Source organism: Cellulomonas alba, from assembly GCF_030362835.1.
Taxonomy (GTDB): domain Bacteria; phylum Actinomycetota; class Actinomycetes; order Actinomycetales; family Cellulomonadaceae; genus Cellulomonas; species Cellulomonas alba.
The window spans coordinates 40667-66149 of sequence record NZ_JAUCGQ010000002.1 but is presented as its reverse complement, the minus strand read 5'-3'; the positions used below and the strand labels follow the sequence as shown (position 1 = coordinate 66149).

The following is a 25483-nucleotide window of genomic DNA, read 5'->3' as shown; positions in this document are numbered from 1 at the left end:
TTCTCGCAAGTTTCAACGGGCCGGCTCGTCCCATGATTCCCGGCGCGACCCGTCCGACGCCCGGTCCGGAGACGCGCTGAGCACGCGGCAGAGCCTCTGGTCGGGCCGGGACGGTCGTGTCGGCATCGCCCACCTGGGAATCGGGCGCGGCTTGTGCTGTTGTGGCTGACGTGAAGAGCATCGGCTTCCTCTCGTTCGGCCACTGGAACCCCTCGCACGCCTCGCAGACGAGGTCCGCGTCCGACGCGCTCCTCCAGTCCGTCGACCTCGCGGTCGCGGCGGAGGAGCTCGGGGCGGACGGCGCGTACTTCCGCGTCCACCACTTCGCACGGCAGCTCGCGTCGCCGTTCCCGCTGCTCGCCGCCGTCGGCGCGCGCACGAGCCGGATCGAGATCGGCACCGCCGTCATCGACATGCGCTACGAGAACCCGCTGTACATGGCCGAGGACGCGGGCGCGGCCGACCTGATCGCCGGCGGCCGGCTGCAGCTCGGCATCAGCCGCGGCTCACCGGAGCAGGTCGTCGACGGCTTCCGCTACTTCGGCTACCAGCCGCCGGAGGGCACGTCCGACGCCGACATGGCGCGCGACCACACCGACGTGTTCCTCAAGGTCATCGACGGCGAGGGGTTCGCGCAGCCGAGCCCACGGCCGATGTTCCCCAACCCGCCCGGCCTCCTGCGCGTCGAGCCCTACTCCGAAGGCCTCCGCGAGCGCATCTGGTGGGGCGCCGGCTCCGACGCCACCGCGATCTGGGCTGCCCAGCGCGGCATGAACCTGATGAGCTCGACGCTCAAGAACGACGAGACGGGCGAGCCGTTCCACGTCCAGCAGGCCAAGCAGATCCAGGCGTTCCGCGACGCGTGGACGGCGGCCGGCCACGACCGCGAACCGCGGGTCTCGGTGAGCCGCAGCATCTTCGCGCTCGTCGACGACCGCGACCGCGCCTACTTCGGCCAACGCTCCGACGAGGACGACCAGATCGGCTGGCTCGACTCCTCGACCCGCGCGATCTTCGGCCGCTCCTACGCCGCCGAGCCCGACGTGCTGATCGAACAGCTGCGGGAGGACGAGGCGATCTCCGCGGCCGACACGCTCCTGCTCACGGTGCCGAACCAGCTGGGCGTCGAGTACAACGCGCACGTGATCGAGGCGATCCTGACGCACGTGGCGCCGGGTCTCGGCTGGCGCTGACGTCCGCCGCGGACGCGGCAGACACCGCGGATCCGACGGCTCCGGCGACGCCCGCGCGCCTCACGCGCCCGTCGTGACCCGCTCCCCCTGCTCGGCCTCGCCCGTCTCGAGCCGCGAGTGCCGCCTCGAGTACCCGAAGTAGACGACGAACCCGATCACCAGCCAGATCAGGAACCGCAGCCACGTCTCGACCGACAGGTTGACCATCAGGTACAGCCCGACGAGCGCCGAGATGATCGGCAGCACCGGCACCCAGGGCACGCGGAACGCGCGCGGCAGGTCGGGCCGCGTCCGGCGCAGCACGATCACGCCGATGCTGACCAGCACGAACGCGCTCAGCGTGCCGATGTTCACCATCTCCTCGAGCACCCCGACCGGCGTCAGCCCTGCGACCAGCAGCGTCACCACCGACACGACGATCGTGATGACGTACGGCGTGCGGAATCGCGGGTGCACCCGCGCGACGACGGGCGGGAGCAGGTGGTCGCGTCCCATCGCGAAGACGACACGGGTCGAGCCGATCAGCAGGGTCAGCACGACGGTCGTCAGGCCGGCGACGGCGCCCGCGGCGATGAGCGTCGCCATCCACTTCTGGCCGTGCGCCTCGAAGGCGCTCGCGAGCGCCGCGGCCGGGTCGAGCTTGTCGTAGCTCACCATGCCGGTGACGACGAGCGTCACGGCGCAGTAGAGCACCGTGCAGATCGCGAGCGAGCCGATGATGCCGCGCGGCAGGTCGCGCTGCGGGTTCCGCGTCTCCTCGGCCGTCGTGGCGACCACGTCGAACCCGATGAACGCGAAGAAGACGAGCGCGGCACCGGCGAAGATGCCGCCCACGCCGAACGTCGAGGGCGTCAGCCCGAACGCGGCCTGGATGAGCGGCTGGGTGAGCCCGGTCGTCGCGTCGGTGTGCGCCGCGGGCGGGACGAACGGGTGGTAGTTGGCCGAGTCGATGAACCCGATGCCCGCGACGATGACGAACAGCACGATGAACACCTTCACGCCGACGAGCACCATGTTGACGCGCATCGACTCCTTGATGCCGATCGTGATGAGCACGCCGAGCGCGACCACCAGCAGCATCGCCATCAGGTCGACGTCGCCGCCGTACCCGATCGCCTCGGGGATGTGGATGCCGAGGTTGTCGAGGAACACGCCGAGGTACGAGCTCCATCCCTGCGCGACGACGCTCGCGCCGAGCACGAGCTCGAGCAGCAGGTCCCAGCCGATGATCCACGCGACGATCTCGCCGAGGCTCGCGTAGCTGAACGTGTACGCGGACCCCGAGACGGGGACGGTCGACGCGAACTCCGCGTAGCACACCGCCGCGAGCGCGCAGCAGACCGCGGCGACGACGAAGCTGATGACGATCGAGGGCCCGGCCACCGCGTGCGCCGCGCGACCGGTGAGCGTGAAGATGCCTGCCCCGATCACGACGCCGACGCCGAAGACGACGAGGTCGAGCGCGCCGAGCGACCGCTTGAGCTTGAACTCCGGCTCGTCGGCGTCGGCGAGCGACTGCTCGATCGACTTGGTCCGCAGGATGCTCACGGCCCGCTCCCTCCACCCGTTGGGTCGCCAGTCTGGCGAGGACGGCGGGCGCGCGCGCGGCGAGGCGACGGAGCTGGGGCGCCGACGGCGGCGTTCCGTCCTCTGGGACGGCCTGCGTCACGCGGGTGAAAGCGCGGGCGACAAGTCCGGGCATCCCGACCGAATCGCTCACAGTTGCCCTCAGCGACAGCCGGGATGCACCACAGTCACGCGTGCGCGGGACGCCGGTCCCGCACCCACCCACAGACGAGGAACGCCATGACGCCGCGCGCCACCGCTCCGAACCCCTCCCGCCGGCGGCTCGCCGTCGGCGCCTTCACCGCCGCCGGGCTCGCCGCCGCGGCGCTCGTCGGCGCGTCACCTGCATCCGCGGTCGACCCGGTGATCACCGGTCACGTGGAGGCGCCGGGGATCGCCTCGCCGTTCGCGCTGGTGCTGGCCTACGTCCCCGGGGCGCGTGGCATCGACTACGTGAGCGACGCGCCCGTGGGCGCCGACGGCACCTTCGAGCTCGACGGCGTCACGCCGGGCACGAGCTACCAGATCCTCTACACCGACCTGTACGGCACGTACGCGAGCGGGTACTACACCTCGAAGCACACGCTCGCGCCAACCGTCTCCGGCGCCACCCTCGTGGCCGCGGGCACGACCGGTCTCGAGCTCGACCTCGCCGGCGCGGTCGCCGTCAAGGGCAGCTACGTGGTGCCCGAGGACGTGAGCGTGGACGTCGACGGCCCGTACCTGCTCGAGCCGTCGACGGGCCGGCCGATGGGTGCCACGATCGCCGAGACGGGCAACGGCCCGTACACGCTCGGCGGCGCGACGCAGGGCGTCAAGTACGACGTGGTCCTGTCGACCTACGACGTCGAGGACAGCCTCGACGGCTACTTCTACGCGGGCCCGTACCGTGGGCTCACGCTCGACCACGCCCACGCGGTGCAGGTGACGGGCGGCTCCAAGGGCGTCGACCTGTACTACGTCACGGCCACGGCGACGGCCGCCCCGACGGTGAGCGGGACGGCGAAGGTCGGCAGCACCCTGACGACGACCGCGGGCACCTGGGACCAGGACGGCGTCGCGTCGTACCAGTGGCTGCGGAACGGCGCAGTCATCACCGGCGCGACCGCGTCGACGTACACCCTTGTCGGCGCCGACTACGGCACGAAGGTCGCGTCGCGTGTGACGTTCACGCCGTCGACGGCCGGCCACGGGCCGGCACAGGCCACGTCGGTCGCCTCCGCGACGGTCGCCGCGGCAGCCGCGCCGGTGCTGAAGACCGCGCCGACGATCTCGGGCACCGTCGCGTCGAACGCGAAGCTGACGGCCTCGGCCGGCACGTGGTCGCTGTCCGGTGTCACGGCGTCGTACCAGTGGCTGCGCAACGGCAAGGCGATCTCCGGCGCGACGGCCAAGACCTACGCGGTCTCGACGGTCGACGTGGGCAAGCGGCTCTCGGTCCGCATCACCGCGCACGTGCTCGGCCACACGTCCGCCTCGGCGACGTCGGCCGCCACGAAGGCCGTCGTCCGCGGCAAGGCGACCGTCACCGAGACGCTCAGCACGACCAAGGCCAAGGCCGGCGCGACCGTCAAGGTCACCGTCAGGGTCAAGGCCACGGGCCTCGCGAGCCCGGTCGGCAAGGTGACCGTCAAGGTCGGCACCAAGACCGTGACGAAGGCGGTCAAGTCCTCGGCCAAGGGCAGGGTCACGCTCACGCTCCCCCGGCTCTCGACGAAGGCGACCTACAAGGTCACCGCGACCTTCACGCCGTCGGGCACGACGGCGAAGGTGCTCAAGACGTCGACGTCGAGCGTCAGCAAGCTGCGCATCGTCTGACCCTGCGCCGCACACGCGGCGACCACACGGGCGGGCCGTCCCCCACGCGGGGGCGGCCCGCCCGTCTGCGTCTGCGTCTGCGGACACCCTCCTGGACGGCCGTTCGCCTCCACCGCGCCGACTTCACCCGGTCCGCATAGCGTGCATTCATCCCTGCGACTCACCAGGACGTGCGACACACAAGGAGATGGATCTATGAGCTTCCGCTTCCGGCGCCTCCCCCGGCGCACCACGATCGTCACGGCTGCCGTGGTCGCGACCCTCGTGGGCGGCGGCGTCGCCTACGGCGCGACGACGCAGCCCGCCATCAAGACGTTCACGCCGAGATCCGCGAACCAGATCACCAACATCGACGTCCTGCGCCAGCAGATCCGCAACTACTACGGCGACCCGCTCGGCACGGGCACGTTCGACCCGCAGGGCAACTACGCGAAGGAGGCGAGCAAGGTCGCTCGCTCCGGTGAGCACTGGCTCGCGGCGAAGCAGCACCCGCACGGGAAGGCGAAGACGGGCGCGACCAAGGCCATCGTCCTCGACGTCGACGACACGACGCTCACGACGTGGAACTACGAGATCGCGAGCAACTGGGCCTACAACCCGACGACCAACGCCGCGTACGTGACCGGCCAGCTGTTCCCGGCGACGCCGGGCATGGTCGACCTCGTCAAGCAGGCCGCCTCGGAGGGCTACGCGATCTTCTTCCTCACCGGCCGCCCGGCGACGCAGGAGGCCGCGACGCTCGGCAACCTGACGTCCGACGGGATCGGCGTCGACGCCGGCTACCCGGCGCCCACCACGCTGACGAACGGCGAGGACGGGCTGTTCACCAAGCCCGCGGTCGCGGACTACCCGGCCTACCTCAAGACGGCGTGCGCCGGTGACCCGAACGGCTCGTGCACGACGATCCACTACAAGTCGGCCACCCGCGCCCACATCGAGTCGCTCGGCTACGACATCGTCGCGAACTTCGGCGACCAGTACAGCGACCTCAAGGGCGGCTTCGCGGACCGCACGTTCAAGCTGCCGAACCCGAACTACTACCTGCCGTGACGCGCTGACGCCTCACGCCCCCGCACCACCCCTGCTGCGGCCGGGTCTGCGATGACGCAGGCCCGGTCGCGGCGTGCCGGGGCCGCAACGGGCGCGGGTCAGACGCGCAGCGGCCGCCGGCTCAGACGCGCAGCGGCGCCGTCCGCGGCGTGACCGGCGACGGCAGCTGCGTGCCGCCGGCCAGGTACCGGTCGACCGCGGCAGCCGCGGCCCGGCCCTCGGCGATCGCCCACACGACGAGCGACTGGCCGCGCCCGCAGTCGCCCGCGACGAACACCCCGGGCGTCCCGGTCGAGAAGTCGTCGCCGCGGACGAACGCGCCCCGCGCGTCCGTCGTCAGACCGAGCTGCGCGGCGAAGGCGCCCGCCTCCGGCCCGGCGAAGCCCAGCGCGAGCACGACGAGCTGCGCGGGCAGCGTCCGCTCGGTGCCGGGCACCGGTTCGAACCGGCCGCCGACGCGCTCGACGTCGACCACGCGGACGCCCGACACGCGGCCGTCGTCGTCCGCCACGAGCTCGACCGTGCTGACGGCGAACACGCGCTCGCCGCCCTCCTCGTGCGACGTCGAGACGCGGAAGATCGCGGGGTACGTCGGCCACGGCTGCCCGGCCGGACGGTCCGCGGGCGGCTCCGCGAGGATCTCGAGCTGCGTCACCGACGCCGCACCCTGCCGCAACGCGGTGCCCAGGCAGTCCGCGCCGGTGTCGCCGCCGCCGATCACCACGACGTCCAGCCCCGTCGCGACCTCCGCGCCCTCGACCGGCTCACCGAGCGCGGCATGGTTCGCCGGCACGAGGTACTCCATCGCGGCGAGCACGCCGCGAAGCTCGCGGCCCGGGATGGGCAGATCCCGCGGCACGGTCGAGCCGGTGGTGACGACGACCGCGTCGAACCGCGCGCGCAGCTCGTCCCCCGAGATGTCCGTCCCCACCGCCACGCCGCAGCGGAACACCGTCCCCTCGGCGCGCATGAGGTCCAGCCGGCGTTCCACGACGGACGCGGGCAGCTTGTACTCGGGGATGCCGAACCGCAGCAGGCCGCCCGGCGCGGGCGAGCGCTCGAACACGGTGACGGCGTGGCCCGCCTGCGTGAGCTGCTGCGCGGCCGCGAGCCCCGCGGGGCCGGAGCCGATCACGGCGACCGACTGCTCGGTCATCCGATCCGGCACGAGCGGCGCGAGCAGCCCGCGGTCGAACGCCTCCTCGGCGATGGTGAGCTCGACGTTGCGGATCGTCACGGGCGGCTCGTTGATGCCGAGCACGCACGCCGTCTCGCACGGCGCCGGGCACAGGCGGCCGGTGAACTCGGGGAAGTTGTTCGTCAGGTGCATGCGCTCGGACGCGGCGGCCCACTGGCCGCGCCACACGAGGTCGTTCCACTCCGGCATCACGTTGCCGAGCGGGCACTGGAAGTGGCAGAACGGCACGCCGCAGTCCATGCACCGGCCGGCCTGCCGCCCGACGACGCCGATCGCCGCCTGGTCGCCCGCGAGGTGCTCGTGGATCTCCGCCCAGTCGAGCAGGCGGACCGCGACGGGACGGTCCGGCGGGAGCTCGCGGTGGCGCGTGCGCAGGAAACCGCGGGGGTCGGCCATGGGGTGAACGTACTGGCCGGCGCACTGCCGCGTGGGGGCTTTCGTCCCGCAGAACCGGTTCTCGTGCAGGTCCCCGAGCGCCGCTGCGAGGCTCGTCGTAGCGTGGGAGCGGCGTCGAGACCACTGCGCCCGGGAGCCGCCGCAGCGGCTGGACCACCGGGAGCGCCCATGTGGATGTTCTTCTGGCGCCGGATCTGGCGCCTCTTCGTGCTCGCCGTCCTCGTGCGGGTCACCCGCGTCGCGGTGCGGGCGTGGGCGCGGCGCGTCGAGACCCGCAACCACGGCGCGACCCCCACGTCGCGCGCCCTCGTCTGGGTCGGTGACGCCCTGCCGCAGTCCGGCCGCCGCGCCGGCGCGCGCGCCTGAGGAGCGCGATGACGCACGACGAAGCGACGACCGACGCACCCGCACCGGACGACCCGCGCAAGCCGCGCTCGCCCGACGAGCTGAGGAAGCCGTCCTGGCAGTACGTCGCGCGCAAGACGTTCCGCGAGTTCTTCGCCGACCAGTGCACGGACCTCGCGGCCGCCCTCACCTACTACGCGGTGCTCGCCGTGGCGCCCGCGCTGCTGGTGCTGGTCTCGCTGCTCGGCCTGACGGGCGATCCCGCGACAACCGTCGACAAGCTGCTCGGCATCGTGAAGGACCTCGGCCCGTCCGGCGCGGTCGACACGTTCCAGCCGATCCTCGAGCGGCTCACCACGTCGTCCGCCGCGGGCGTCACGCTGATCGTCGGCCTCGTGATCGCGCTCTGGTCCGCGTCGGGCTACGTCGCCGCGTTCAGCCGCGGCATGAACCGGGTGTACGAGATCCCCGAGGGCCGGCCGTTCTGGAAGCTGCGGCCCGTGCTGCTGCTGGTCACGCTCGCCCTCCTCGTCATCGCGGTCCTCGTGGTCGTGGCGCTCGTGCTGTCCGGTGACGTCGCCCGCTCCGTCGGCAGGACGCTCGGCATGAGCGACGCGTTCGTCACGGTGTGGAACATCGCGAAGTGGCCCGTCGTGGTGCTCCTCGTGATCGTCGCGATCGCGCTGCTCTACTGGGCGACGCCGAACGTGCGCCAGCCGAAGTTCCGCTGGATGAGCGTCGGCGCGTTCGTGGCCCTGCTGGTCTGGGTCGTCGCGTCGGTCGCGTTCGGGTTCTACGTCGCGAGCTTCGGCAGCTACGACAAGACGTACGGCTCGCTGGCGGGCGTCATCCTCGTGCTGCTCTGGCTGTGGATCACCAACCTCGCGCTGCTGTTCGGTGCCGAGCTCGACGCCGAGCTCGAGCGTGGCCGCCAGCTCCAGGCCGGCATCCCGGCCGAGGAGACGATCCAGCTGCCGCCGCGCGACACCAAGGCGAGCGACAAGAAGCAGGCCAAGGCCGAGGAGGACGTCCGCCGCGGGCGCCTGCTCCGCCGGGAGGCCGAGCAGGCGATCCAGGAGCGCGAGGCGCGGTCGGAAAGCGCCGCCGAGGACGTGCACCCGCGCCCCTGACGCAGCCCGGGATGCGGAGGCGTGTCGGACCGCGCTGGCACAGTGGCGGGATGACATCGGAGTCGAAGCAGCTGACGGTCCTGATCGAGCGCGCGCCGGCCGTGGTCTACGACTACGTGTCCGAGCCCGCGCACCTCGCGGAGTGGGCCCCGGGCCTCGGGTCGTCGGTGATCCAGGTCGACGGCCGGTGGTTCGTCGAGACGGACGCCGGCCGCGTCGGCGTCGAGTTCGCGCCGCGCAACGAGTACGGCGTCCTCGACCACTACGTGGCGTTCCCGACGGGCGACGTGTTCTACAACCCGATGCGCGTGACGGCGAACGGCGACGGCAGCGAGGTGGTGTTCAGCGTCCGGCGGCTCGCGGGGATGACCGACGACGAGTTCGAGCGCGACGCCGGGCTCGTGGCGGCCGACCTCGACCGGCTCCGGCGCATCCTCGAGTCGCGCCGCTGAGTGTGGCTACCGCGTCACAGAGTTTTGTCTGCCAGCAGCCGCCCGAGCCCGCGGATGTCCACGCCCGAACCGAACTCGAGCTTGACGCGACCGAGACCGCTGAACCACAGCTCTAGTTCGGTGTCGCGGTCCAGGCCGCCCGCGGTCTCCACCGAGAACGCCTGAATGCGCGCGTACGGGAGCGACGTGTAGTCCTTCTTCTTGCCCGTCATCCCCTGGACGTTGAGAGCGACGATCCGCTTGTCGGTGAACGTGACTGAGTCCCTGATCCCCTTGAACGCGAGGTACACCTGCTCGCCGGGGACGAGGATCTCGGCGAGCTCGGCGTGCGCCTGCGCCCCATCCCACGCGTTGAGTTTGACGAATGACGCGTTGTCGAAGTCGATCACGACGGCTCCTCGATGAATGGCGTCCGCACCGGGCGACATCATGGCGGCCCGGCGGCATCGGCCCGATGCGCCACGCGGCCTTCTGGCAGCACAGTTCTGCCGCGAGGTGGTCGGTGGCAAGAGCCGGCCGTGGTGGACGCCCAGGTCACATCGGGAGCGCGCGGCTGCTCCCGACCGCGCCTCGGGTGGCCACCGTGATGGCGACCGAGGCGAGCGCGAGCGTGGCGATGCTCGTCGCCGGCGCGACCGCGAGCGCCACCGCGCCGCCCACGATGGCTCCGATCCCCTGCCACGCGATCCGGCCCGCGGACTCGACGCCCTGCACCTGCCCGCGGACCGCCTCGGGCGTGAGCGCGAGCAGGCGCTCCTGCAGCGGGAGCGTCGCCGCGAAGCCGGCGCTCGACACGAAGAGGATCGCGGAGCCGACGAGCACGCCCGGATGCGCCGCGAACGCGAGGAACGGTGTCGCGAGGACGAGCCGCAGCGGGTACGCCCAGGCACGGCGCTGAGCCGCCGTCAGGAGCCGCCCGACCGTCAGGTCGCCGACGAGCATGCCGGCGGAGCCGGCGGCGAGCATCGTGGCGGCGTGCGCGGAGTCATACGACAGCAGCAGACCCTCGCACCCGACGATCAGGCCGTTCGGCACCCAGAGGTTCACGAGGAGCGCCCGGGGGCCGCGCCGGGCGAACAGCACACGGTTCGTCCGCCAGGTGGCGGACAGGCCGGGCCGCCGGCTGAGGCGCACCGACCGCTCGCGGACCGTCGTCGCGAGCACCGTGAGGGCTACGGCCGCGAGCCCTGCGCTCGTGAGCAAGACGCCCGACGTCCCGAGGCACGTAAGGAGCACGCCGCCCACCGCGAAGCCGACGATAGAGGCACCGCCCGACGTGACGTTCATCAGCGACCGCGCGAGCGCGTAGAGCTCCAGCGGCACCGTCTCGGCCAGCAGGCCCATCCGGACCCCGGTGCTCAGCGACTGCACGAACCCGAGCACGACCAAGATCGCGAAACGCCCCGGGATCGGGAGGCCCGGCCACGCCTGCGAGGCCACGCCCGCGAGGGACAGCACCTGGAGGGCGAGCAGCGTGGCGCGCGGCCGGCCGCCGTCGGCGACCGACATCAGCGTGAGCGCGCCGAGCACTACGGCGAACGTGGATCCGTACATCGCGATCGCCGTGAGCAGCGGCGATCCGGTCGCCGTGTGGACGAGGCTCCCGAGCGCGAAGCCCGACATCGTCGAGCCCGCAGTGGTGACCGTGAAGCTCGTGTACAGGCCGACGAACTCGCGGCGGCCGAGAAGTGAGCGGTAGGTGGGACGGGTCGTGTCGGTGAGGACGAGTGGCATGAAAAAAGCCTTCGACCCGCACCCGGACCCGGGGCGTGCACGAAGGCTTCACCCGCATTCTAGCGCGCGTCGCCCGCGAGCTGCGGGGCGGCCCGCTACCGGTGCACGGTCGCGAGCCGGACGCCGAGCCCGAGGTAGCTGAGCGAGAACGCCCGTTGGAGTCGACGCACGACCCGCGGCCGGCCGACGACGTGCCGCCGCACCGCCGCCGCGCCCCAGCCGTACAGCGCGAACACGACGAACGTCATCGCCATGAACACCGCGCCGAGGCCCGTCATCTGCGCGAGCGCCGACTGGCCGGGCGAGACGAACTGCGGCAGGAACGCGAAGAAGAACAGCGTCAGCTTCGGGTTCAGGAGGTTGGCGAGCACGGCGTTCACGATGCGCCGCAGCGGGGGTGTCGGCGCCTGCTCGTCCTCGACCGCGAGCACGCCGCTGTGCCGCCACGTCGACCATGCCATGTACAGCAGGTAGAGCACGCCGGCGACCTTCAGCACCTCGAACGCGTGACCGCCCGCGCGCAGCAGCGCGGCCGTGCCCGTCACCGCCGCGACGAGGTGCGGCACGATCCCGAGCGTGCACCCGAGCGCCGTCACCAGCGAAGCCCGCACGCCCCCGCGCAGCCCCGCCGCGACCGTGAGCACGACCCCGGTGCCGGGTGTCGCGACGATCGCGAGCGACGTGAGCAGGAACGCCAGGCTCATGGGCGGCACCTCTAGTCGGCAGGCGCGGGACATCCGCGCTCGCCATGGTGCCATCCGACGCCGTCGGACAAAACGCCAATCTGACCGGTCAGTGCTCCGCGGCCAGCGCCGTCGCGAAGCCGACGAAGGTCAGGCCCGCGACACCTTCCAGCCGCCGGCGCGCCCGCCTCGACGCGAGCACGCGACGCGCCGCACCCGCCGCCGCGACGACGCCCAGCAGCACGAGCATGCCCACGCCGGTCGCGGTCAGCGCGAACGTCAGCAACTCGCCGACACCTGCGTCGCGGGACACGAACTGCGGGAGAACCGAGAGGTTGAATGCCAGAACCTTGGGGTTCGTGATGTTGCAGAGGAAGCCCTGCCGCAGCCCCGGCCACGGACGCTCGACGCCGAGCGTCTCGCCCACGCCGACGCCCTGTCGGTCGCGCCCTGCCGTGACGAGCGCGCGGGTGCCGAGGTACAGCAGGTATGCAACTCCGGCCCATCGGATGCCCTCGAACACCGGGCGCGACGCCGCGATCACCGCGCCGAGCCCTGACGCCGCGAGCACACCCTGCACACCGCCGGCCACCGTGACACCGACCAGCGTCCAGAGGCCGCTGCGCCGCCCGCGGACCACCGTGCTGCGCGTCGTCAATAGCATGTCGGGCCCGGGGATCAGCGCGAGCACCACCGCGAGCGCCAGGAATGACAGGTAGTGCCCCACGCCGGGGAGCCTACGGCGTGAGGACGGGCGGCCGGCCCCGCGGCCCTGTCCGCGCCGGCCGGCCCCACCGGTTCGGGCGATGACAACAGACGGGCTGGCTCAGTACGTTTCTCGGCAAGATCCGTCGCAACGGGAACGTGCGGTGTGACTCTCGATGTCGGCCCAGGTAAGGGGATAGACGTCCCGTGAGCGCCAGCGGTGACAGCGCACGGGTCGTGTCGATCGGCATCCTGGTCGGCGGCAGGACACCTGCCAACCGCGCCTGGGTCACCGCCCTTCATCAGCTCATGCTCGACGTCGCCACGCTGCGCGAGGGGGCCGTGGCCGACGTCAACGTCAACGGCGAGTTTCACGTCCCCGGCAACCACCTGGTCCCTGACTTCGAGGGCGTGCGCACCGGCGCCTTCCGGAGGGCCGACTCGCTCCTGAAGGTTCAAGTCGCACTGCCCGCGAGCGCGCAAGACGATCCGAGAGCAGCGCTTCTCACCTCTCTCTCGAAGTCGATCGACGCTTTCGAGGCCTGGGCGGCCAAGCGCCGCCGCGACGCTGGCGTCAGCGACTTGCGGCAGTTGATCGACCGCCTCCACGGCTCAGGCCCGTGACGTCGGCATGCGTCGCCTGCTCGCACGCACGCGCATCGGCGCCTTGCCGGACGCGGCCGTCGGGCGTGGGCGCCGAACTTCAGAGTCATCGCCAAGCGGGTCCGAGGCGCCTGCCGCTCGTTCCCTGCCAGGCGGGGAGCAGTGTCGACTTCGCCCGCAAAGGCGAACGTGGAGTCGCAGGAAGCAGTGCAGTGGAGGTGGCGGGGTGACGATGTCGTTGATCCCGGGTGCAGCCGTTCGTGGAGCCGTTGAACGGGCGGAGCACCGGTTCGCGGAACGAGTCGAGCTCGCGAGGTTGCTCGGTGAGCGCCCGACCGACGCCATCCCGTTCGGCACGAGCCACGCTGGCTCGCTTGCGCAGTCGCTGTTGGTCAAGTACATCGCCGCCCAAGGCGCTGGCGTCCGCGTCTCGGGACTCGAAGCGACGGTTGCTGGTCTGCGCGGCCACGAAGGCGTGATGGTCAGGAACACGATGATCGATTCTTCAGACGGATACTTTCTCCTTATGCTCGACTGCGAAGAGCCGCGCGTGGTCGGATTGCTCCGCATCTGGCCTCTGGCTCCCTGACAAACGGCCCTGCGAACCGTCAACCGCTTCAGCACGGCCAGCGGGCCAATCCACACGCTCAGAACAAGTCAGCCCAATCGGCTGTCGGCCTGGCTCGGTTGATCGACAGACGCGACGTTGATCGCTTCTTCGCGGATCTCGAGCCGAGCGAGTAAAGGCCTTCCTGGCGCGGGGCAAGTTGCCACTGGACGACGCAACGACGCGGACCGCCGGCCGGCCGCCGACCGTCACGGCACGTTCGCGCCGCCGTTGACGTTGATGACCTCGCCCACCACGAAGCTCGACTCGGGCGACGCGAGGAACACGTAGGCGGGCGCCTGCTCGACGGGCTGGCTCGTGCGGCCGAGCCACGACGACTCGCCGAACCCGTTCAGCTTCTCCGCGGGCTGACCGTCGGAGACCTGGAGCGGCGTCCACACCGGGCCGGGCGCGACGGCGTTGACACGGATGCCGCGCGGCGCGAGGTCGGCCGCGAGCGCCTTGGTGAACCCGATGATGGCGAACTTCGTCGAGGCGTAGTTGATGATCATCGGCGACGGGTTGTAGCCCTGGACGGACGTGCTGTTGATGATCGTCGACCCCGGCCTCAGGTGCGGCAGCGCGTCGCGCGTGATCCAGTTCAGCGCGTAGAGGTTCGTCTGGATCGTGCGGTCGAGGTCGGCCTCGTCGAGCTCGTCGAACGTCTGGTGGTAGACCTGGTGCGCCGCGTTGTTGACGAGGATGTCGAGGCCGCCGAGCCCCTCGACCGCGTCGGCCACGAGCGTGCGGCAGAACTCCCGGTCGCGGATGTCGCCCGGCAGCAGGATCGCCTTGCGGCCCTCGGCGCGCACGACCTCGGCGATCGCCTCGGCGTCGACCTGCTCTTCCGGCAGGTAGCTGAGCGCGACGTCGGCGCCCTCGCGCGCGAACGCGATCGCGACCGCAGCGCCGATGCCCGAGTCGCCGCCCGTGATGAGCGCCTTCCGCCCGGGCAGGCGGCCCGTGCCGCGGTAGGTCGTCTCGCCGTGGTCGGCCTTCGGGTCGAGCTCGGCGTCGAGGCCGGGGACGGGCTGCCACGAGGCGTGCGGCTTGATGTGCGAGTGCCGCTCGACGGGGTTGTCGAACGTGAGCTGGTCGGACGACATCGGGTTCTCCTTCGCGGGCGCCGGCGGGACGCGCGGCCGCGGGGAGGCGGCGTCGGTCCCGCCCGCGACGATAACGGTGTCGGAGCGGCCGCCGCTTCGTCGGGCGTACCGAGGGACCGGGACGTGGGCGTCCAGACGGGGTCGCGTCGCGGCCGTCCGGCCGCGCCGTCCTCGCGCCGACCGGCCCGGCGCACCCCCTTGACGCCTCACTTGTTTTTTGCAAGTGTCGGGGACGTCACAACCGAGCGAGGCCGACCGAGGGAGCCACCATGGCCCAGATGTTCGTCAACCTGCCCGTCACCGACCTGGACCGCGCCAAGGCGTTCTACGCGTCGCTCGGGTTCACCATCAACGACAAGTTCACGGACCACAACGCGTCCTGCCTCGTCGTCGAGGACGGCCACAGCTACTTCATGCTGCTGACGCGCGAGTTCTTCCAGACGTTCTCGGAGCGACCGATCGGCGACCCCGCGCAGGCCATCTCGGTCTCCACGGCGATCTTCCTCGACAGCCGCGCCGAGGTCGACGCGACGGTGGCCAACGGCCTGGCGCACGGCGGCCGCGAGGACCAGGCTGCCTCCGACTACGGCTTCATGTACCAGCGCCAGCTGACCGACCCCGACGGCAACATCCTCGAGTTCGGCTGGATGGACCCGGTCGCCGCAGAGCAGGGCCCCGAGGCGTTCATGGCGCAGCAGGCGCAGCAGGCCTGACGCGATGACCGCGCGCGAGTACGGGCAGTACTGCGGCGTCACGCGCGCGCTCGAGCTGATCGGCGAGCGCTGGGCTCTGCTGATCGTCCGCGACCTGCTCGTGGGGCCGCGCCGCTACGGAGAGCTCGCCGCGGGTCTGCCCCGCATCCCGAGCAACATCCTGGCGGCGCGGCTCAAGGAGCTGCAGGCCGCGGGCATCATCCGGCGCGGTCCGCGGTCCCGCATCATCGTCTACGAGCTGACGCCGTACGGCCGGGAGCTCGAACCGGTCGTCCTCGCGCTCGGCGCGTGGGGCTTCAAGGCGATGGGCGACCCCCGGACCGACCAGATCGTCACGCCGGACTCGATGACGATGGCCCTCCGGACCGCGTTCCGGCCGGACGTCGCGGCGGACCTGCCGCCGACGGCGTACGGGGCGAGGTTCGGTGACGCCGGCCTGCTGATCCGCGTGGACGGGCCCGCGCTCCACGTGGCGCGAGGGGACGGCCCCGTCGACCTGTCGTTCGCGGCCGGACCCGACATCCGGCGGGTCATCTCCGGCGAGCTCGCGCCGGAGCGCGCCATCGCCACCGGCGTCGTCGAGGTGCTGCGCGGTCCGGGCGACCTGCTGGACCGGTTCGCGAGCACGTTCCACCTGGCGGCCTGACCGCGCGAACGGTCAGGTCGCGGGCCCGCCCGGCGCGTTGTCCCGCATCAGGGCCCACGCGTCGGCCACCGGTCCGAGGTGGCGCAGCTTCTCCGGGTTGATCACCGAGCGGACCACCTGGATCCGGCCGTCGAGCACGTCGAACGCGAACACGTTGATGACGCGACCCGACGCGTCGCGCAGCACGGCGCCCGGCTGGCCGTTGACCTCGTGCGGCTCGACCTGCAGACCCACGCCGGCGAACCGCCGACCGAGCCCGCCGAACATCCGCGCGACGTTGTCGCTCCCCCGCACGACGCGCGTCCACTGCGGGGCGTTGCCGCCGCCGTCGCCGTAGACCTCGACGTCGGCCGCGAGGAGCTCGCGCAGCGCGTCGACGTCGCCGGCAGTCATCGCGTCGAAGAAGCGGCCGGCGAGCTCCTCCCGCTCGCGCCGGTCCACGTCGAAGCGCGGCCTCCCGTCCTCGACGAGGCGGCGCGCCCGCGACGCGAGCTGCCGGCACGCCGTCTCCGAGCGCCCGATCACCTGGGCCACCTCGGCGAACGGGAACGCGAACACGTCGTGCAGCACGAACACCGCGCGTTGCTCGGGCGTCAGACGCTCGAGCAGCAGCAGCGCCGCCATCGAGAGCGAGTCGGCGAGCTCGGCGGCACGGAGCGGGTCGCCGGAGGCCTCCGGCTCGCCGTCCGTCAGCAGCGGCTCGGGCAGCCACTGGCCGACGTAGGACTCGCGGCGCACGCGCGCCGAGCGCAGCACGTCGATCGACACGCGGGTGACGATCGCCGACAGGAACGACTTGAGCGACGCCGGGTCGACGTCGGCGGCGTCGTAGCGCAGCCAGGTCTCCTGCACGGCGTCCTCCGCCTCGCTCACGCTGCCGAGGATCCGGTAGGCGATCGAGAACAGCAGCGGCCGCAGCTGCTCGAACTCCGCTGCGCCCACGGCTACGCCCCGGCCGCCAGGCCGTGCCGGAAGCCTTGCCGCCAGCTCGGCCAGATCGGCTCCCACCCGAGCTCGCGCCGCGCACGGGCGTTCGACGAGCCGCGCGTGCGCGTCAGCATCGACACCGCGACCTCCCCCGCGGCCAGGCGCGCCACCCACACCGGCAGCCGCAGCGGCGGCTTCGCGCCGAGGCACTCCGCGAGGTACGGCAGCCAGTCCGACGCGGGCGCCGGCTCGTCGTCCACGATGTCGAACACGCCCCGGACGTCGGCCTCGAGCGCGCGCACCGCGGCGCCCGCGGCGTCGTCGAGATGGAGCCAGGAGGTGTAACCGGTGCCGCCGCCGACGAGGGGGAACCGCCGCTTGCGCACCAGCTCCACCATCGGGTCGGGGGCGCCGCCGTAGAGCGCGCCGTATCGCAGCACGGTGCCGTCCACCTTGCGCACGGCCTCCTCGAGGTAGCGGATCGCCGCGAGCGTCTCGCGCTGCGCCTGGGGCGGGTCCGGGTCGAGCGGGTCGTCCTCATCCTTGACCCAGTCGCCGGTCCGGGCATTCGGCCATCCCGTGTAGCTCTGCGCGACGAAGCGGGTGACCCCGCACGCGCGAGCAGCGGCGACGAGGTGGTCCAGGCCCTCGGTCCGCAGCCGGTTGGTGAGCGCGAACCACCGGTCGAAGTTCCTCGTGTCGGGCCGCCCGGCCAGCGCCGTCATCTGGTGGACGACGGCGTCCGGCTCGGCTGTCGCCACCGCCTCCCCGACGGCAGCGCCGTCGAGCCCGTCGACGACGACCGCCCGGGCGCCCATCCGTTCGAGCAGCGCCCGCTTCGCCGGGTCGGTCGTCGTCCCCGTCACCCGATGTCCGCGCTCGACGAGCATCGGGACCAGCCTCGTCCCGACGGCGCCCGTGGCGCCTGCGACGTACACGTGCATCGTTCTCACCTCTCGTGGGTCTCACCGCGGTCTCACCCCACGAGTCGAGACAGCGCCGCGAAACGTGACAGCGCACGGGAACGCCGAGCGGGACGCCCGGCCCGCACTCCCTCGGGCGGGTCGGACGCCGGACCGGACGGCCCTACACCTCGCGCGGGATGCGTCGCGTCAGCGACATCACGCGGCACATGACGCGGTGCGCGCGGTCGGCGTCGGGTCCGTACATCAGCGGGCAGCCGCCGTCGATGACGGTCAGCCCGTGCTCGCGGCCCAGCCGCGTGGCGGCGTCGTCCACGCTGCCGCGGTCCACCGACCGGTGCATCCACACCTGCTTGATGCCGAGGTCGATCGCCTGCTGCACAGTCGCGCGCGCGTGCTCCGGGCGCGTCGCGACGACGACCGCGTCGACCCCGCCCGGGATCGCCTCCAGGCTCGCGTACGCCGGGTCGTCCTCGACGGTGGTCGCGTTCGGGTTCACCGCGAAGACGTCGTAGCCGCGCTCGCGCAGGCTTCGGTACACGACGTTGCCGCCGTGGCTGGCCGGCGTGCGCGACACCCCCGTGACCGCGATCCGCTGCACGCCGAGGAACGTGTCCGCCGCTTCCCTGATGGTCGTCATGGTCGCTCCACACCGAGTCGTCAGCTCGACGCTAGTGACGTGGACGGGCCGCCGGACCGGGACCAAAGGGCCGAGTTCTGCCCGCCGCCCATCCGCAGCCGGCCGCCGCGCCCCGGGTCACCCGGGCTGGGTGATATCGGACGAAGCGAGAGGTCCGACCCTTCTCACCCGCTCCGGCGCGCCGATACGTTGCATCCCCCGAGAGCCGGGTTCCCGAGGGCAGCCGCCCTCGGCCGCCGTGGTCCGGACCGATCGCCGGGAGGCTGGCGTGGGAGCACCGCAGCGCGGCACCGTCCGCACGATCGCGGGCGTGGTCGCCGTCCTGATCACCGTGGTTCTGCTCGCGTCGTGCACCGGCGGGGGCGGACCCAGCCCGACGCGGACGTTGCCGACGCCCACGTTCTCGCTCCCCTCGCCGACGGTGACGGTGACCGTGCCGCCGCGTCCGACCCCGACGCTCACTCCGCGGCCGACCCCCACGCCGACGCCAACCCCGTCGCCCTCCCCGACCCCGACGCCGACCCCCACCCCGACGCCGAAGCCGACGACCCCGCCGCAGCCGACCGAGACTGCCGTCGTCCCGCCGCCGGTCGAGACGCCGACCGCGACCCCGACGCCGACCCCCACGCCCACACCGACCCCGACGCCCACCCGGACCGAGACTCCGACGCCCAGCCCGTCGCCGACGGCGACCCCGACCGACCCGTCCGACGGCAGCACGCCGGCGTGGGTGTGGTGGGCGCTCGGCCTCGTGGTCGTCGGCGCGGGCATCGGCATCCCCCTGGCCGTCCGAGCCCGCCGCGGCGCGGCCTGAGCTCCCTGTCGGCTGGGGCGCCGCGGGCCGGCCTGAAGCCGCTGATGGCCGGCGCAGTCGGCCCAGGTCGCCTTGGTGAGGCGACCGAGGCCGCCCGGCGCGAGCCGCGCTGCGCCGGGCGGCCAGGCCCCGCGCCGCGTCAGGCGTCGGGGCCGAGCCCCTGCTCCTCGAGCCAGGCGAGCGCCGTCTTCGCGACGACCTCCCAGCCGCTGTCGATGACGAGCGAGTGCCCGCGGCCCGTCAGCTCCACCAGCTCGGTGACCGCGCTCGAGTGCCGGTACTGCTTGAGGGTCGACTTCGTGATCACCTCGGGCACGGTGTGGTCCTCGCTGCCGGTGACGAGCAGCAGCGGCCCGCGCGCCTCGTTGTCGGTGGCGACCTTCGCGGGCGAGTGCAGCGAGAAGTTCGCGGCGGCCGCCTCGAACAGCGGCTTGCCGGGCGCCGGGATCGTCCAGCGCTCGTACAGCTCGTCCGACTCCGCGTCCGAGACCGCGTTGCCGAAGCTGTAGCGGAACTGCTCCTTCGTCAGCGACACCGCGTGGTGCTTGTTGGCCGGGTTCTTGAAGACGGGCAGGGTGGCGCGCAGCGACGACAGCGGAAGGGGCAGCACGCCCTTGATCTGCGCCGCGTCGATCGCCACCGCGCCGTCGGCGGCGTCGAGGCCGAGCAGCTTCTCCGAGATCATCCCGCCGAACGAGTGGCCGACGAGGATCGGCTTGCGCGGCAGCGTGCGGAAGATCGCGAGGTAGTGCTCGACGACGTCGTCGATGCCCTTGTCCGCGATGTCCTCCGGGTGGGCACGCGACTCCTCGACGGTGTCGGCGTCACCGGGCCAGCCCGGTGCGATGGGCGCGTAGCCGGCGCGCTCGAACAGGTCGACCCACGGCTGCCACGACGACGCGTGCAGCCAGAGGCCGTGGATGAAGACGACGGGGCGTCGGACGTCAGACATGGCTTCCTCCCTCGGAGACGATGACGTCACCGATCGTCGTCCCGCCTGCGCGGAGCGCGCTTGAGTCACGTGACTGAGTACGGACGACTCAGTCATCTGACCGAAGATCGCCCGGCGCCGCGCTCCTAGCGTCGTCGGCATGGACCTGGGGCTGAGCGGGACGACCGTCGTCGTGACGGGTGCGGGCAGGGGCATCGGGCTGGCGACGGTGCGCGCGTTCGTCGCGGAGGGGGCGCGAGTCGTCGCGGGCTCGCGCACGGTGACGCCCGAGCTCGCGGCTCTCGCGGACCAGGGCGTCGAGGCGGTCGCGGTCGACCTCGCGACGCCGGACGGTCCGGCGGCGCTGATCGACGCGGCCGGACCCGACCTCGCCGTCGTCGTCGACAACGTCGGGTCGGTGCACCCGCGGCCCGAGGGCTTCGCGAGTGTCACGGACGAGATGTGGCGGCAGACGCTCGAGCTCGACCTGCTGAGCCACGTCCGGACGTTGCGCGCCGCGATCCCGGTGCTGCTGGCCCGCGGCGGCGGCAGCGTCGTGGTGATCGGCTCCGTCAACGCGCGCGTGCCCGACCCGCTCGTCGTCGACTACTCGGCGGCGAAGGCCGCGCAGGTCAACCTCGCGAAGTCGCTGTCGAAGGAGTTCGGCGACCGGAACGTCCGCGTCAACAGCATCGACCCCGGGCCGGTCGCGACCGACCTGTGGCTCGGCGCGGGCGGGGTCGCCGACGTCGTCGGCGCCGCGACGGGCCAGGACCCCGCCGCCGTCCAGCAGGGGGCGGCGGCGGCCATGGTCACCCGCCGGTTCACGCGGCCCGAGGAGGTCGCCGCGCTCGCGGTGGTGCTCGCCGGTGACCGGTGGCCGAACCTCACCGGAGCCGCGATCGCACTCGACGGCGGCTTCGACCCCACCTGGTGACCCCGGAAGGACGTCAGATGAGCACTCTGCCCACCCTCGTCTTCGTGCACGGCGCGTTCGCCGACTCGAGCGGCTGGTCCAGCACTCTCGCCGACCTCGACGGCCGCGGCTACCCCGTGATCGCCGCACCCAACCCGCTGCGCGGCCTCACCGCCGACGCGGACCAGGTCCGATCGGTGCTCGACACGATCGACGGCCCGGTGGTGCTGGTCGGCCACTCGTACGGCGGTGCGGTGATCGGCGAGGCCGCGCGGGGCGCGTCGAACGTGCGGGCGCTGGTCTTCGTCGCCGCCTACGCGCTCGACGAGGGCGAGTCGATCGCGACCGTGCTCGACCCGGAGCGCTACCCCGGCGGGCTGCTCGGCCCGGAGACGACGATCACGCGCCCGGTCCGCAACCCCGCGGCGCCCGACGGGCAGGACGGCGACCTCTACATCACCGACGCCGACTTCGCGAAGGTCTTCGCCGCCGACGTCGGCGCCGCGCGCGCCCGCCTGATGTACCTCGAGCAGCGACCTCTGTCGCTGACCGCGTTCACCGGCACGGCCGCCGCCGAACCCGCGTGGAAGCACCTGCCGAGCTGGGCGCTCGTCGCCTCGGAGGACAACGCGATCCCGCCGGCGGGTCAGCGGTGGATGGCGCAGCGCGCCGGCGCGACGGTCGCCGAGACGACGTCGTCGCACGCCGTGATGGTGTCGCGTCCCGAGGCGGTCACCGCGGCGGTGCTGGCGGCGGCGACGTCGGTCGGCTGACCGCGAGCGCGCCGGCGAGCTGACCCCGGCTCGTGATGCCGAGCTTGGGGAACACGCGGTAGAGGTGCGAGCCGACCGTCCGGTGCGACAGGAACAGCCGCTGGCCGATCTCGCGGTTGGACAGTCCCTGCGCCGCAAGCTCGGCGATCCGCGCCTCCTGCGCGGACAGCTCCTCGGCCGGCGCGGACGCCGGGCGCCAGCCCTGCTCCCCCGTCGCGCGCAGCTCCTGGTCGGCGCGGTCGGCCCACGACGCGGCGCCCAGCGCGGAGAACGCCTCGCGCGCCGTGCGCAGCGGCTCCCGGCTCTCGACGGACCGCCGCTGACGGCGCAGCCACTCGCCCTGCGCGAGCAGCAGGCGCGCGCGGTGCCACGGGTACGCGCGCGCCGGACCGCCGAGCGCCGCCTCGAAGCGCGCCTCCGCGGCGTCGTCGTCCGCCAGGACCGCGGCCGCGTACTCCAGCGCGATGGCCGAGCCGAGCGGCGGTTGCGCACCGGCGAGCTGCTCGCACACCGCGCGGAGCTCACGCGCGGCATCGCGGCGCCCGGTCCGCACGGCCGCGTCGGCCACGTAGCCGATCGCCCAGAGCTGCTGCACCTCCTGGTACGCCGGGTCGGACGGGTCGAACGCACGCCGGAGCTCGTCGAACGCCTGGCCCGGGTGGTCCGCGCCGAGCTCGCCGACCCCGCGCACGAGCTGGACCGCCGAGAGCAGCGACGAGCTGGCGTTCGGCGTCCGGACCGCGGTCCGCTCCGCGTGGCCGAGCACCGCGTGCCGGGGATCCCAGCGCCCGGCGACCGCGTCGGAGAGCGCGAGCGCGATCCGCGCGCTGGCGGCCCAGACCGCCTGACCGGTCTCGTCGGCGAGCCGCACCGCCTCGTCGGCGGACCGTGCGGGCACGAAGATGCCGAGGTTCACCTCGGTCCACGACCGGATCGCGAGCGCCTCGGCGAGCAGGCTCAACCGGCCCTGCGCCCGCAGCTCCTGGATCGCGGTCGTCAGGAACGCGTCCGCCCGGTCGAACTGGCCGACGCAGAACGCGGCGATGCCGAGCAGGGCCGCGAGGTCCGGCCGGCCGTCGGCATCGGCGGGCCAGCGCCCGAGGTCCGCGACGATGGTGGCGCCGAGCCCGAACGGCTCCGCCAGCGCGAGCGCTGCAAGGATGCGCGGGTCGTGCGGGGGCAGCGGCACCTGCCGCGCGGCGTCCACGATCTCGCCGCGGATCGCCGCACCCGGGTCGCGCCACCACACCCGGCGCGCGGCGCCGAAGAGCAGCTGGACCGCGAGGTCCGGGTCGCCGGCGCGTGTCGCGTCGCGCGCGAGCCCGACGATGCGCCGGATCTCCGCGGGCTCGCTCGACGCTCCGTCGTGGAACGCGCCGTCGAGCAGCGTGAGCCGCGACCGGTCCCGCGCGTGCAGCGCCGTCCCCGCGACGCGCGCCTTGAGCTCCTCGACCTGGCCGAACCGCCCCAGCTCGTACGCGAGCTCGGCGGCGCTGAGCAGCCGTGACGCCCGCGCCTCGGGGGTCGGGCTCAGCGCTGCCGCGCGCTCGAGCCAGGCGACGGCGGTCGAGACGGCGCCGCGCCGGCGCGCGTCCGCGGCGGCGGCCTCCAGCTCGGCCGCCACGGCTTCGTCGGGGCCGGCGACCGCAGCGGCGCGGTGCCAGGTGGCGCGGTCGCGATCGGCGGCGTGCACCTCCGCGAGCGCGGCGTGTGCGGCCTGGCGCCGGGCCGGGGACATGGTGCGTCGCAGGGCGTCCCCCATGAGCGGGCCGGCGACGCGGTAGCGATCGCCCATGACGTCGACGATCCCGCGACGCGCGACCGCCTCGGCCGCCGCCCAGGCGACGGGCTCTCCGAGCAGGAGCTCCGCCGCGGCGAGCAGGTCGGCGACGCTTTCGCCGTCGTCCACGGCCGCGACGTCGGCGACCGCGCGGGCGTCCGCGTCGAGCTCGCCCGCGCGTGACGCGAACGCGCGCTCGAGCCGGGCCGTCATGGGCAGGCGCTCGTCCGGCTCGGCGCCACCCTCGTCGAGCGCCCGCGCCAGCTCGATGAGCGCGAGCGGGTTGCCGCCGGCCTGCTGCACGACGCGCTCCTCGAGGGCAGGGTCGAGCGCCGGCACCCGCGACCGGAGCACCTCCAGCGACGCGTCCGCGTCCAGGGCGCCCAGCTCCAGCAGCGCGGTGGTCGTGCTCTCACTCGCGGCGGCCGGCGTCGCGGACGTCGTGGCGACGACCGCGACGCGCTCCCCCGCGATCCGGCGCGTCACGAACCGCAGCACGTCCACCGACGGCTGGTCCATCCGGTCGAGGTCGTCGAGCGCGAGCAGCACCGGCGCCGCCTCGACCACGAGCTCGAGCGCCGCGAGCGACACGAAGAACGGGTTCACCTCGGCCGGCTCGCCCATCGCGAAGCACGCGAGGAGCGCGTCGCGCTGCTGGGCGGGCAAGCGGTCGACGCCGTCGAGCCGCGTCCGTAGGAGCAGGTGCAGCGCGGCGAACGGGAAGTTCGCCTCCGCGCCCGTGCCCCGGGCGGCGAGCACCGTGAAGCCTCGCTCGCGAGCATCGTGCTCGACAGCGGCCAGCAGCGCCGTCTTGCCCGCCCCCGGTCCCCCGACGACGAGCGTCGCGGCCGGCCCGGTGCCCACGTCCGCGAGGCGCGCCGTCAGTGCCCGCAGCTCGTCGTCGCGCCCGATCAGTACCGCCCCGCCCACGGTGGTCACCCCGCGAGTCTGCAGGTCAGGGCGCGTCTCGTCCATGGCGCGATCGGATGGGCCGCGCGTCGGCTCGCCACGCATCGTCCGAGTGCGGCCGACGCGCCGGCCATCCGATAAGGGGACGACCCCGACAACCGCCCGGACGACAATGGCGAGCGTGGCCGAGGTCGAGGTCGTCGTCGCGCACAACGAGCGGACCGTCCTGCGGGTCGGCGACATGTTCCTGAAGGTCGACGCCGACGAGGCGCGCGGCGCGCTCGAGGCCGAGGCGATGGCCCTGGCGCCGCTCCCGACCCCGGACGTCCTCTGGCGCGAGCCGCACGTGCTGGCGCTCGCCGCCGTCCACGGCGCGCCGCTGGCGCGGCTCGGCCAGCCGTCGACGGCCTCACCGACGGCCTGGTCCGCGGCGGGAGAAGCCGTCCGCGCGCTCCACGACGCGCCGCCGCCGCCGTGGCCCGGCAGGAGCCTCGACGACCTCGCGACCCGCCTCGACGACGAGTGCGCGTGGCTCGTCACGAACCGCGTCCTGCCCACCGACGTGGTGACGCGCGGACGCCGCGTCGCCGAGGAGGCACTGCGGCCGCGCCCGCCGGTCTTCGCGCACGGCGACCTCCAGGCCGACCACGTCTTCGTCGACGGCGACCGGATCACGGGCGTGCTCGACTGGTCGGAGGCGGGCCCGGGCGACGCGTTGTTCGACCTCGCGAGCCTGACGTTCGGGCACGGCGAGCGGCTCGGCGACGTCGTCGCGGGCTACGGCGCCGACGTCGATCTCGACGGGGTCCGCGCGTGGTGGTGCTGGCGCAGCCTGGTCGCGATCCACTGGCTCACCGAGCACGGCTTCGACCCGTTCGCGCCCGGGTGCGAGGTGGACGTACTCCGCTCGCAGGTGTGACAGGAC

26 protein-coding genes are annotated in these 25483 nt (G+C 73.1%); 14 read left to right on the top strand and 12 right to left on the bottom strand.

The annotated features are described in order from the left end of the window. The first annotated feature begins 170 nt into the window (after positions 1–170). Positions 171–1193, top strand: a complete 1023-nt coding sequence (locus QRT04_RS13025) for an LLM class flavin-dependent oxidoreductase (RefSeq protein WP_289455881.1) — start codon at positions 171–173, stop codon at positions 1191–1193. Positions 1194–1253: 60 nt separating this feature from the next. Here the strand turns inward: QRT04_RS13025 and QRT04_RS13020 are convergent, their stop codons facing one another. Further along, on the bottom strand, positions 1254–2741 hold the full coding sequence (locus tag QRT04_RS13020; protein ID WP_289455880.1) for an amino acid permease: 1488 nt from the start codon (positions 2739–2741) through the stop codon (positions 1254–1256). A gap of 258 nt (positions 2742–2999) precedes the next feature. Here QRT04_RS13020 and QRT04_RS13015 point away from each other — a divergent pair, with 258 nt between their 5' ends. Both QRT04_RS13015 and QRT04_RS13010 read left to right on the top strand, forming a co-directional pair. Beyond that, on the top strand, positions 3000–4577 hold the full coding sequence (locus QRT04_RS13015) for an Ig-like domain-containing protein (protein ID WP_289455879.1): 1578 nt from the start codon (positions 3000–3002) through the stop codon (positions 4575–4577). 195 nt (positions 4578–4772) lie between these two features. Next, positions 4773–5627 (top strand): HAD family acid phosphatase, encoded by an 855-nt coding sequence (locus QRT04_RS13010; RefSeq protein ID WP_289455878.1) that lies wholly within the window; start codon positions 4773–4775, stop codon positions 5625–5627. A 121-nt stretch (positions 5628–5748) separates the two neighbouring features. Here the strand turns inward: QRT04_RS13010 and QRT04_RS13005 are convergent, their stop codons facing one another. Next, positions 5749–7221 carry a glutamate synthase subunit beta gene (locus QRT04_RS13005; RefSeq protein ID WP_289455876.1) on the bottom strand — a complete coding sequence of 491 codons (1473 nt, stop codon included), beginning with the start codon at positions 7219–7221 and terminating at the stop codon, positions 5749–5751. A 168-nt stretch (positions 7222–7389) separates the two neighbouring features. On the opposite strand from QRT04_RS13005, the gene QRT04_RS13000 reads away from it, so the two are divergent. The 3 genes from QRT04_RS13000 to QRT04_RS12990 are packed head-to-tail and all read left to right on the top strand — an operon-like array spanning position 7390 to position 9148. Further along, positions 7390–7587 carry a hypothetical protein gene (locus QRT04_RS13000; RefSeq protein WP_289455874.1) on the top strand — a complete coding sequence of 66 codons (198 nt, stop codon included), beginning with the start codon at positions 7390–7392 and terminating at the stop codon, positions 7585–7587. 8 nt (positions 7588–7595) lie between these two features. Then, entirely contained in the window at positions 7596–8696 is a 1101-nt protein-coding gene (locus tag QRT04_RS12995; RefSeq protein WP_289455873.1) for a YihY/virulence factor BrkB family protein, read from the top strand. Between the two features lie 50 nt (positions 8697–8746). After that, positions 8747–9148 (top strand): SRPBCC family protein, encoded by a 402-nt coding sequence (locus QRT04_RS12990; RefSeq protein WP_289455871.1) that lies wholly within the window; start codon positions 8747–8749, stop codon positions 9146–9148. A gap of 14 nt (positions 9149–9162) precedes the next feature. Here QRT04_RS12990 and QRT04_RS12985 read toward each other — a convergent pair whose 3' ends face one another. The 4 genes from QRT04_RS12985 to QRT04_RS12970 form a co-directional block, all read right to left on the bottom strand. After that, complete coding sequence (locus tag QRT04_RS12985; RefSeq protein WP_289455870.1) at positions 9163–9537, bottom strand: PH domain-containing protein; 375 nt, start codon at positions 9535–9537, stop codon at positions 9163–9165. Between the two features lie 145 nt (positions 9538–9682). Continuing rightward, positions 9683–10882, bottom strand: a complete 1200-nt coding sequence (locus tag QRT04_RS12980) for an MFS transporter (RefSeq protein ID WP_289455869.1) — start codon at positions 10880–10882, stop codon at positions 9683–9685. A 95-nt stretch (positions 10883–10977) separates the two neighbouring features. Beyond that, complete coding sequence (locus QRT04_RS12975; RefSeq protein ID WP_289455868.1) at positions 10978–11586, bottom strand: LysE family translocator; 609 nt, start codon at positions 11584–11586, stop codon at positions 10978–10980. A gap of 88 nt (positions 11587–11674) precedes the next feature. Continuing rightward, positions 11675–12292: a LysE family translocator gene (locus tag QRT04_RS12970; protein ID WP_289455867.1), complete on the bottom strand. Its 618-nt coding sequence runs from the start codon at positions 12290–12292 to the stop codon at positions 11675–11677. Positions 12293–12477: 185 nt separating this feature from the next. Between QRT04_RS12970 and QRT04_RS12965 the strand changes: the two genes are divergently transcribed. Together QRT04_RS12965 and QRT04_RS12960 are read left to right on the top strand one after the other, a co-directional pair. Further along, positions 12478–12894, top strand: a complete 417-nt coding sequence (locus QRT04_RS12965) for a hypothetical protein (RefSeq protein ID WP_289455866.1) — start codon at positions 12478–12480, stop codon at positions 12892–12894. 205 nt (positions 12895–13099) lie between these two features. Next, complete coding sequence (locus tag QRT04_RS12960) at positions 13100–13462, top strand: hypothetical protein (protein ID WP_289455865.1); 363 nt, start codon at positions 13100–13102, stop codon at positions 13460–13462. A gap of 227 nt (positions 13463–13689) precedes the next feature. Here QRT04_RS12960 and QRT04_RS12955 read toward each other — a convergent pair whose 3' ends face one another. Further along, positions 13690–14586, bottom strand: a complete 897-nt coding sequence (locus tag QRT04_RS12955; protein WP_289455864.1) for an SDR family oxidoreductase — start codon at positions 14584–14586, stop codon at positions 13690–13692. A 269-nt stretch (positions 14587–14855) separates the two neighbouring features. Between QRT04_RS12955 and QRT04_RS12950 the strand changes: the two genes are divergently transcribed. Then, on the top strand, positions 14856–15299 hold the full coding sequence (locus tag QRT04_RS12950; protein WP_289455863.1) for a VOC family protein: 444 nt from the start codon (positions 14856–14858) through the stop codon (positions 15297–15299). Positions 15300–15303: 4 nt separating this feature from the next. Beyond that, entirely contained in the window at positions 15304–15945 is a 642-nt protein-coding gene (locus QRT04_RS12945; RefSeq protein WP_289455862.1) for a winged helix-turn-helix transcriptional regulator, read from the top strand. 12 nt (positions 15946–15957) lie between these two features. On the opposite strand, the gene QRT04_RS12940 is transcribed toward QRT04_RS12945, so the two are convergent. From QRT04_RS12940 to QRT04_RS12930, 3 genes are all read right to left on the bottom strand, one after another. Then, entirely contained in the window at positions 15958–16887 is a 930-nt protein-coding gene (locus QRT04_RS12940) for an RNA polymerase sigma-70 factor (RefSeq protein ID WP_289455860.1), read from the bottom strand. A gap of 2 nt (positions 16888–16889) precedes the next feature. After that, positions 16890–17816 carry an NAD-dependent epimerase/dehydratase family protein gene (locus tag QRT04_RS12935; protein ID WP_289455859.1) on the bottom strand — a complete coding sequence of 309 codons (927 nt, stop codon included), beginning with the start codon at positions 17814–17816 and terminating at the stop codon, positions 16890–16892. A 142-nt stretch (positions 17817–17958) separates the two neighbouring features. Further along, complete coding sequence (locus tag QRT04_RS12930) at positions 17959–18435, bottom strand: CoA-binding protein (RefSeq protein WP_289455857.1); 477 nt, start codon at positions 18433–18435, stop codon at positions 17959–17961. Between the two features lie 268 nt (positions 18436–18703). Here QRT04_RS12930 and QRT04_RS12925 point away from each other — a divergent pair, with 268 nt between their 5' ends. Next, positions 18704–19249, top strand: coding sequence for a hypothetical protein (locus QRT04_RS12925; protein ID WP_289455855.1), 546 nt, complete (start codon positions 18704–18706; stop codon positions 19247–19249). A gap of 139 nt (positions 19250–19388) precedes the next feature. Here QRT04_RS12925 and QRT04_RS12920 read toward each other — a convergent pair whose 3' ends face one another. Continuing rightward, positions 19389–20201: an alpha/beta hydrolase gene (locus QRT04_RS12920; RefSeq protein ID WP_289455854.1), complete on the bottom strand. Its 813-nt coding sequence runs from the start codon at positions 20199–20201 to the stop codon at positions 19389–19391. A gap of 139 nt (positions 20202–20340) precedes the next feature. On the opposite strand from QRT04_RS12920, the gene QRT04_RS12915 reads away from it, so the two are divergent. Further along, positions 20341–21117 carry an SDR family NAD(P)-dependent oxidoreductase gene (locus QRT04_RS12915; RefSeq protein ID WP_289455852.1) on the top strand — a complete coding sequence of 259 codons (777 nt, stop codon included), beginning with the start codon at positions 20341–20343 and terminating at the stop codon, positions 21115–21117. Between the two features lie 17 nt (positions 21118–21134). After that, positions 21135–21869 (top strand): alpha/beta fold hydrolase, encoded by a 735-nt coding sequence (locus tag QRT04_RS12910; protein ID WP_289455851.1) that lies wholly within the window; start codon positions 21135–21137, stop codon positions 21867–21869. On the opposite strand, the gene QRT04_RS12905 is transcribed toward QRT04_RS12910, so the two are convergent. Next, on the bottom strand, positions 21829–24588 hold the full coding sequence (locus QRT04_RS12905) for a helix-turn-helix transcriptional regulator (RefSeq protein WP_289455850.1): 2760 nt from the start codon (positions 24586–24588) through the stop codon (positions 21829–21831). The genes QRT04_RS12910 and QRT04_RS12905 overlap by 41 nt on opposite strands. A gap of 142 nt (positions 24589–24730) precedes the next feature. Here QRT04_RS12905 and QRT04_RS12900 point away from each other — a divergent pair, with 142 nt between their 5' ends. Beyond that, entirely contained in the window at positions 24731–25477 is a 747-nt protein-coding gene (locus tag QRT04_RS12900) for a phosphotransferase family protein (RefSeq protein ID WP_289455849.1), read from the top strand. Positions 25478–25483: the final 6 nt, after the last annotated feature.

Coding starts and splice junctions, on each gene's coding strand:
- QRT04_RS13015 (WP_289455879.1), top strand. CDS start 3,000: ATGACGCCGCGCGCCACCGCTCCGAACCCCTCCCGCCGGCGGCTCGCC.
- QRT04_RS13010 (WP_289455878.1), top strand. CDS start 4,773: ATGAGCTTCCGCTTCCGGCGCCTCCCCCGGCGCACCACGATCGTCACG.
- QRT04_RS13005 (WP_289455876.1), bottom strand. CDS start 7,221: ATGGCCGACCCCCGCGGTTTCCTGCGCACGCGCCACCGCGAGCTCCCG.
- QRT04_RS13000 (WP_289455874.1), top strand. CDS start 7,390: ATGTGGATGTTCTTCTGGCGCCGGATCTGGCGCCTCTTCGTGCTCGCC.
- QRT04_RS12995 (WP_289455873.1), top strand. CDS start 7,596: ATGACGCACGACGAAGCGACGACCGACGCACCCGCACCGGACGACCCG.
- QRT04_RS12990 (WP_289455871.1), top strand. CDS start 8,747: ATGACATCGGAGTCGAAGCAGCTGACGGTCCTGATCGAGCGCGCGCCG.
- QRT04_RS12980 (WP_289455869.1), bottom strand. CDS start 10,882: ATGCCACTCGTCCTCACCGACACGACCCGTCCCACCTACCGCTCACTT.
- QRT04_RS12975 (WP_289455868.1), bottom strand. CDS start 11,586: ATGAGCCTGGCGTTCCTGCTCACGTCGCTCGCGATCGTCGCGACACCC.
- QRT04_RS12955 (WP_289455864.1), bottom strand. CDS start 14,586: ATGTCGTCCGACCAGCTCACGTTCGACAACCCCGTCGAGCGGCACTCG.
- QRT04_RS12950 (WP_289455863.1), top strand. CDS start 14,856: ATGGCCCAGATGTTCGTCAACCTGCCCGTCACCGACCTGGACCGCGCC.
- QRT04_RS12945 (WP_289455862.1), top strand. CDS start 15,304: ATGACCGCGCGCGAGTACGGGCAGTACTGCGGCGTCACGCGCGCGCTC.
- QRT04_RS12935 (WP_289455859.1), bottom strand. CDS start 17,816: ATGCACGTGTACGTCGCAGGCGCCACGGGCGCCGTCGGGACGAGGCTG.
- QRT04_RS12930 (WP_289455857.1), bottom strand. CDS start 18,435: ATGACGACCATCAGGGAAGCGGCGGACACGTTCCTCGGCGTGCAGCGG.
- QRT04_RS12920 (WP_289455854.1), bottom strand. CDS start 20,201: ATGTCTGACGTCCGACGCCCCGTCGTCTTCATCCACGGCCTCTGGCTG.
- QRT04_RS12915 (WP_289455852.1), top strand. CDS start 20,341: ATGGACCTGGGGCTGAGCGGGACGACCGTCGTCGTGACGGGTGCGGGC.
- QRT04_RS12910 (WP_289455851.1), top strand. CDS start 21,135: ATGAGCACTCTGCCCACCCTCGTCTTCGTGCACGGCGCGTTCGCCGAC.
- QRT04_RS12900 (WP_289455849.1), top strand. CDS start 24,731: ATGGCGAGCGTGGCCGAGGTCGAGGTCGTCGTCGCGCACAACGAGCGG.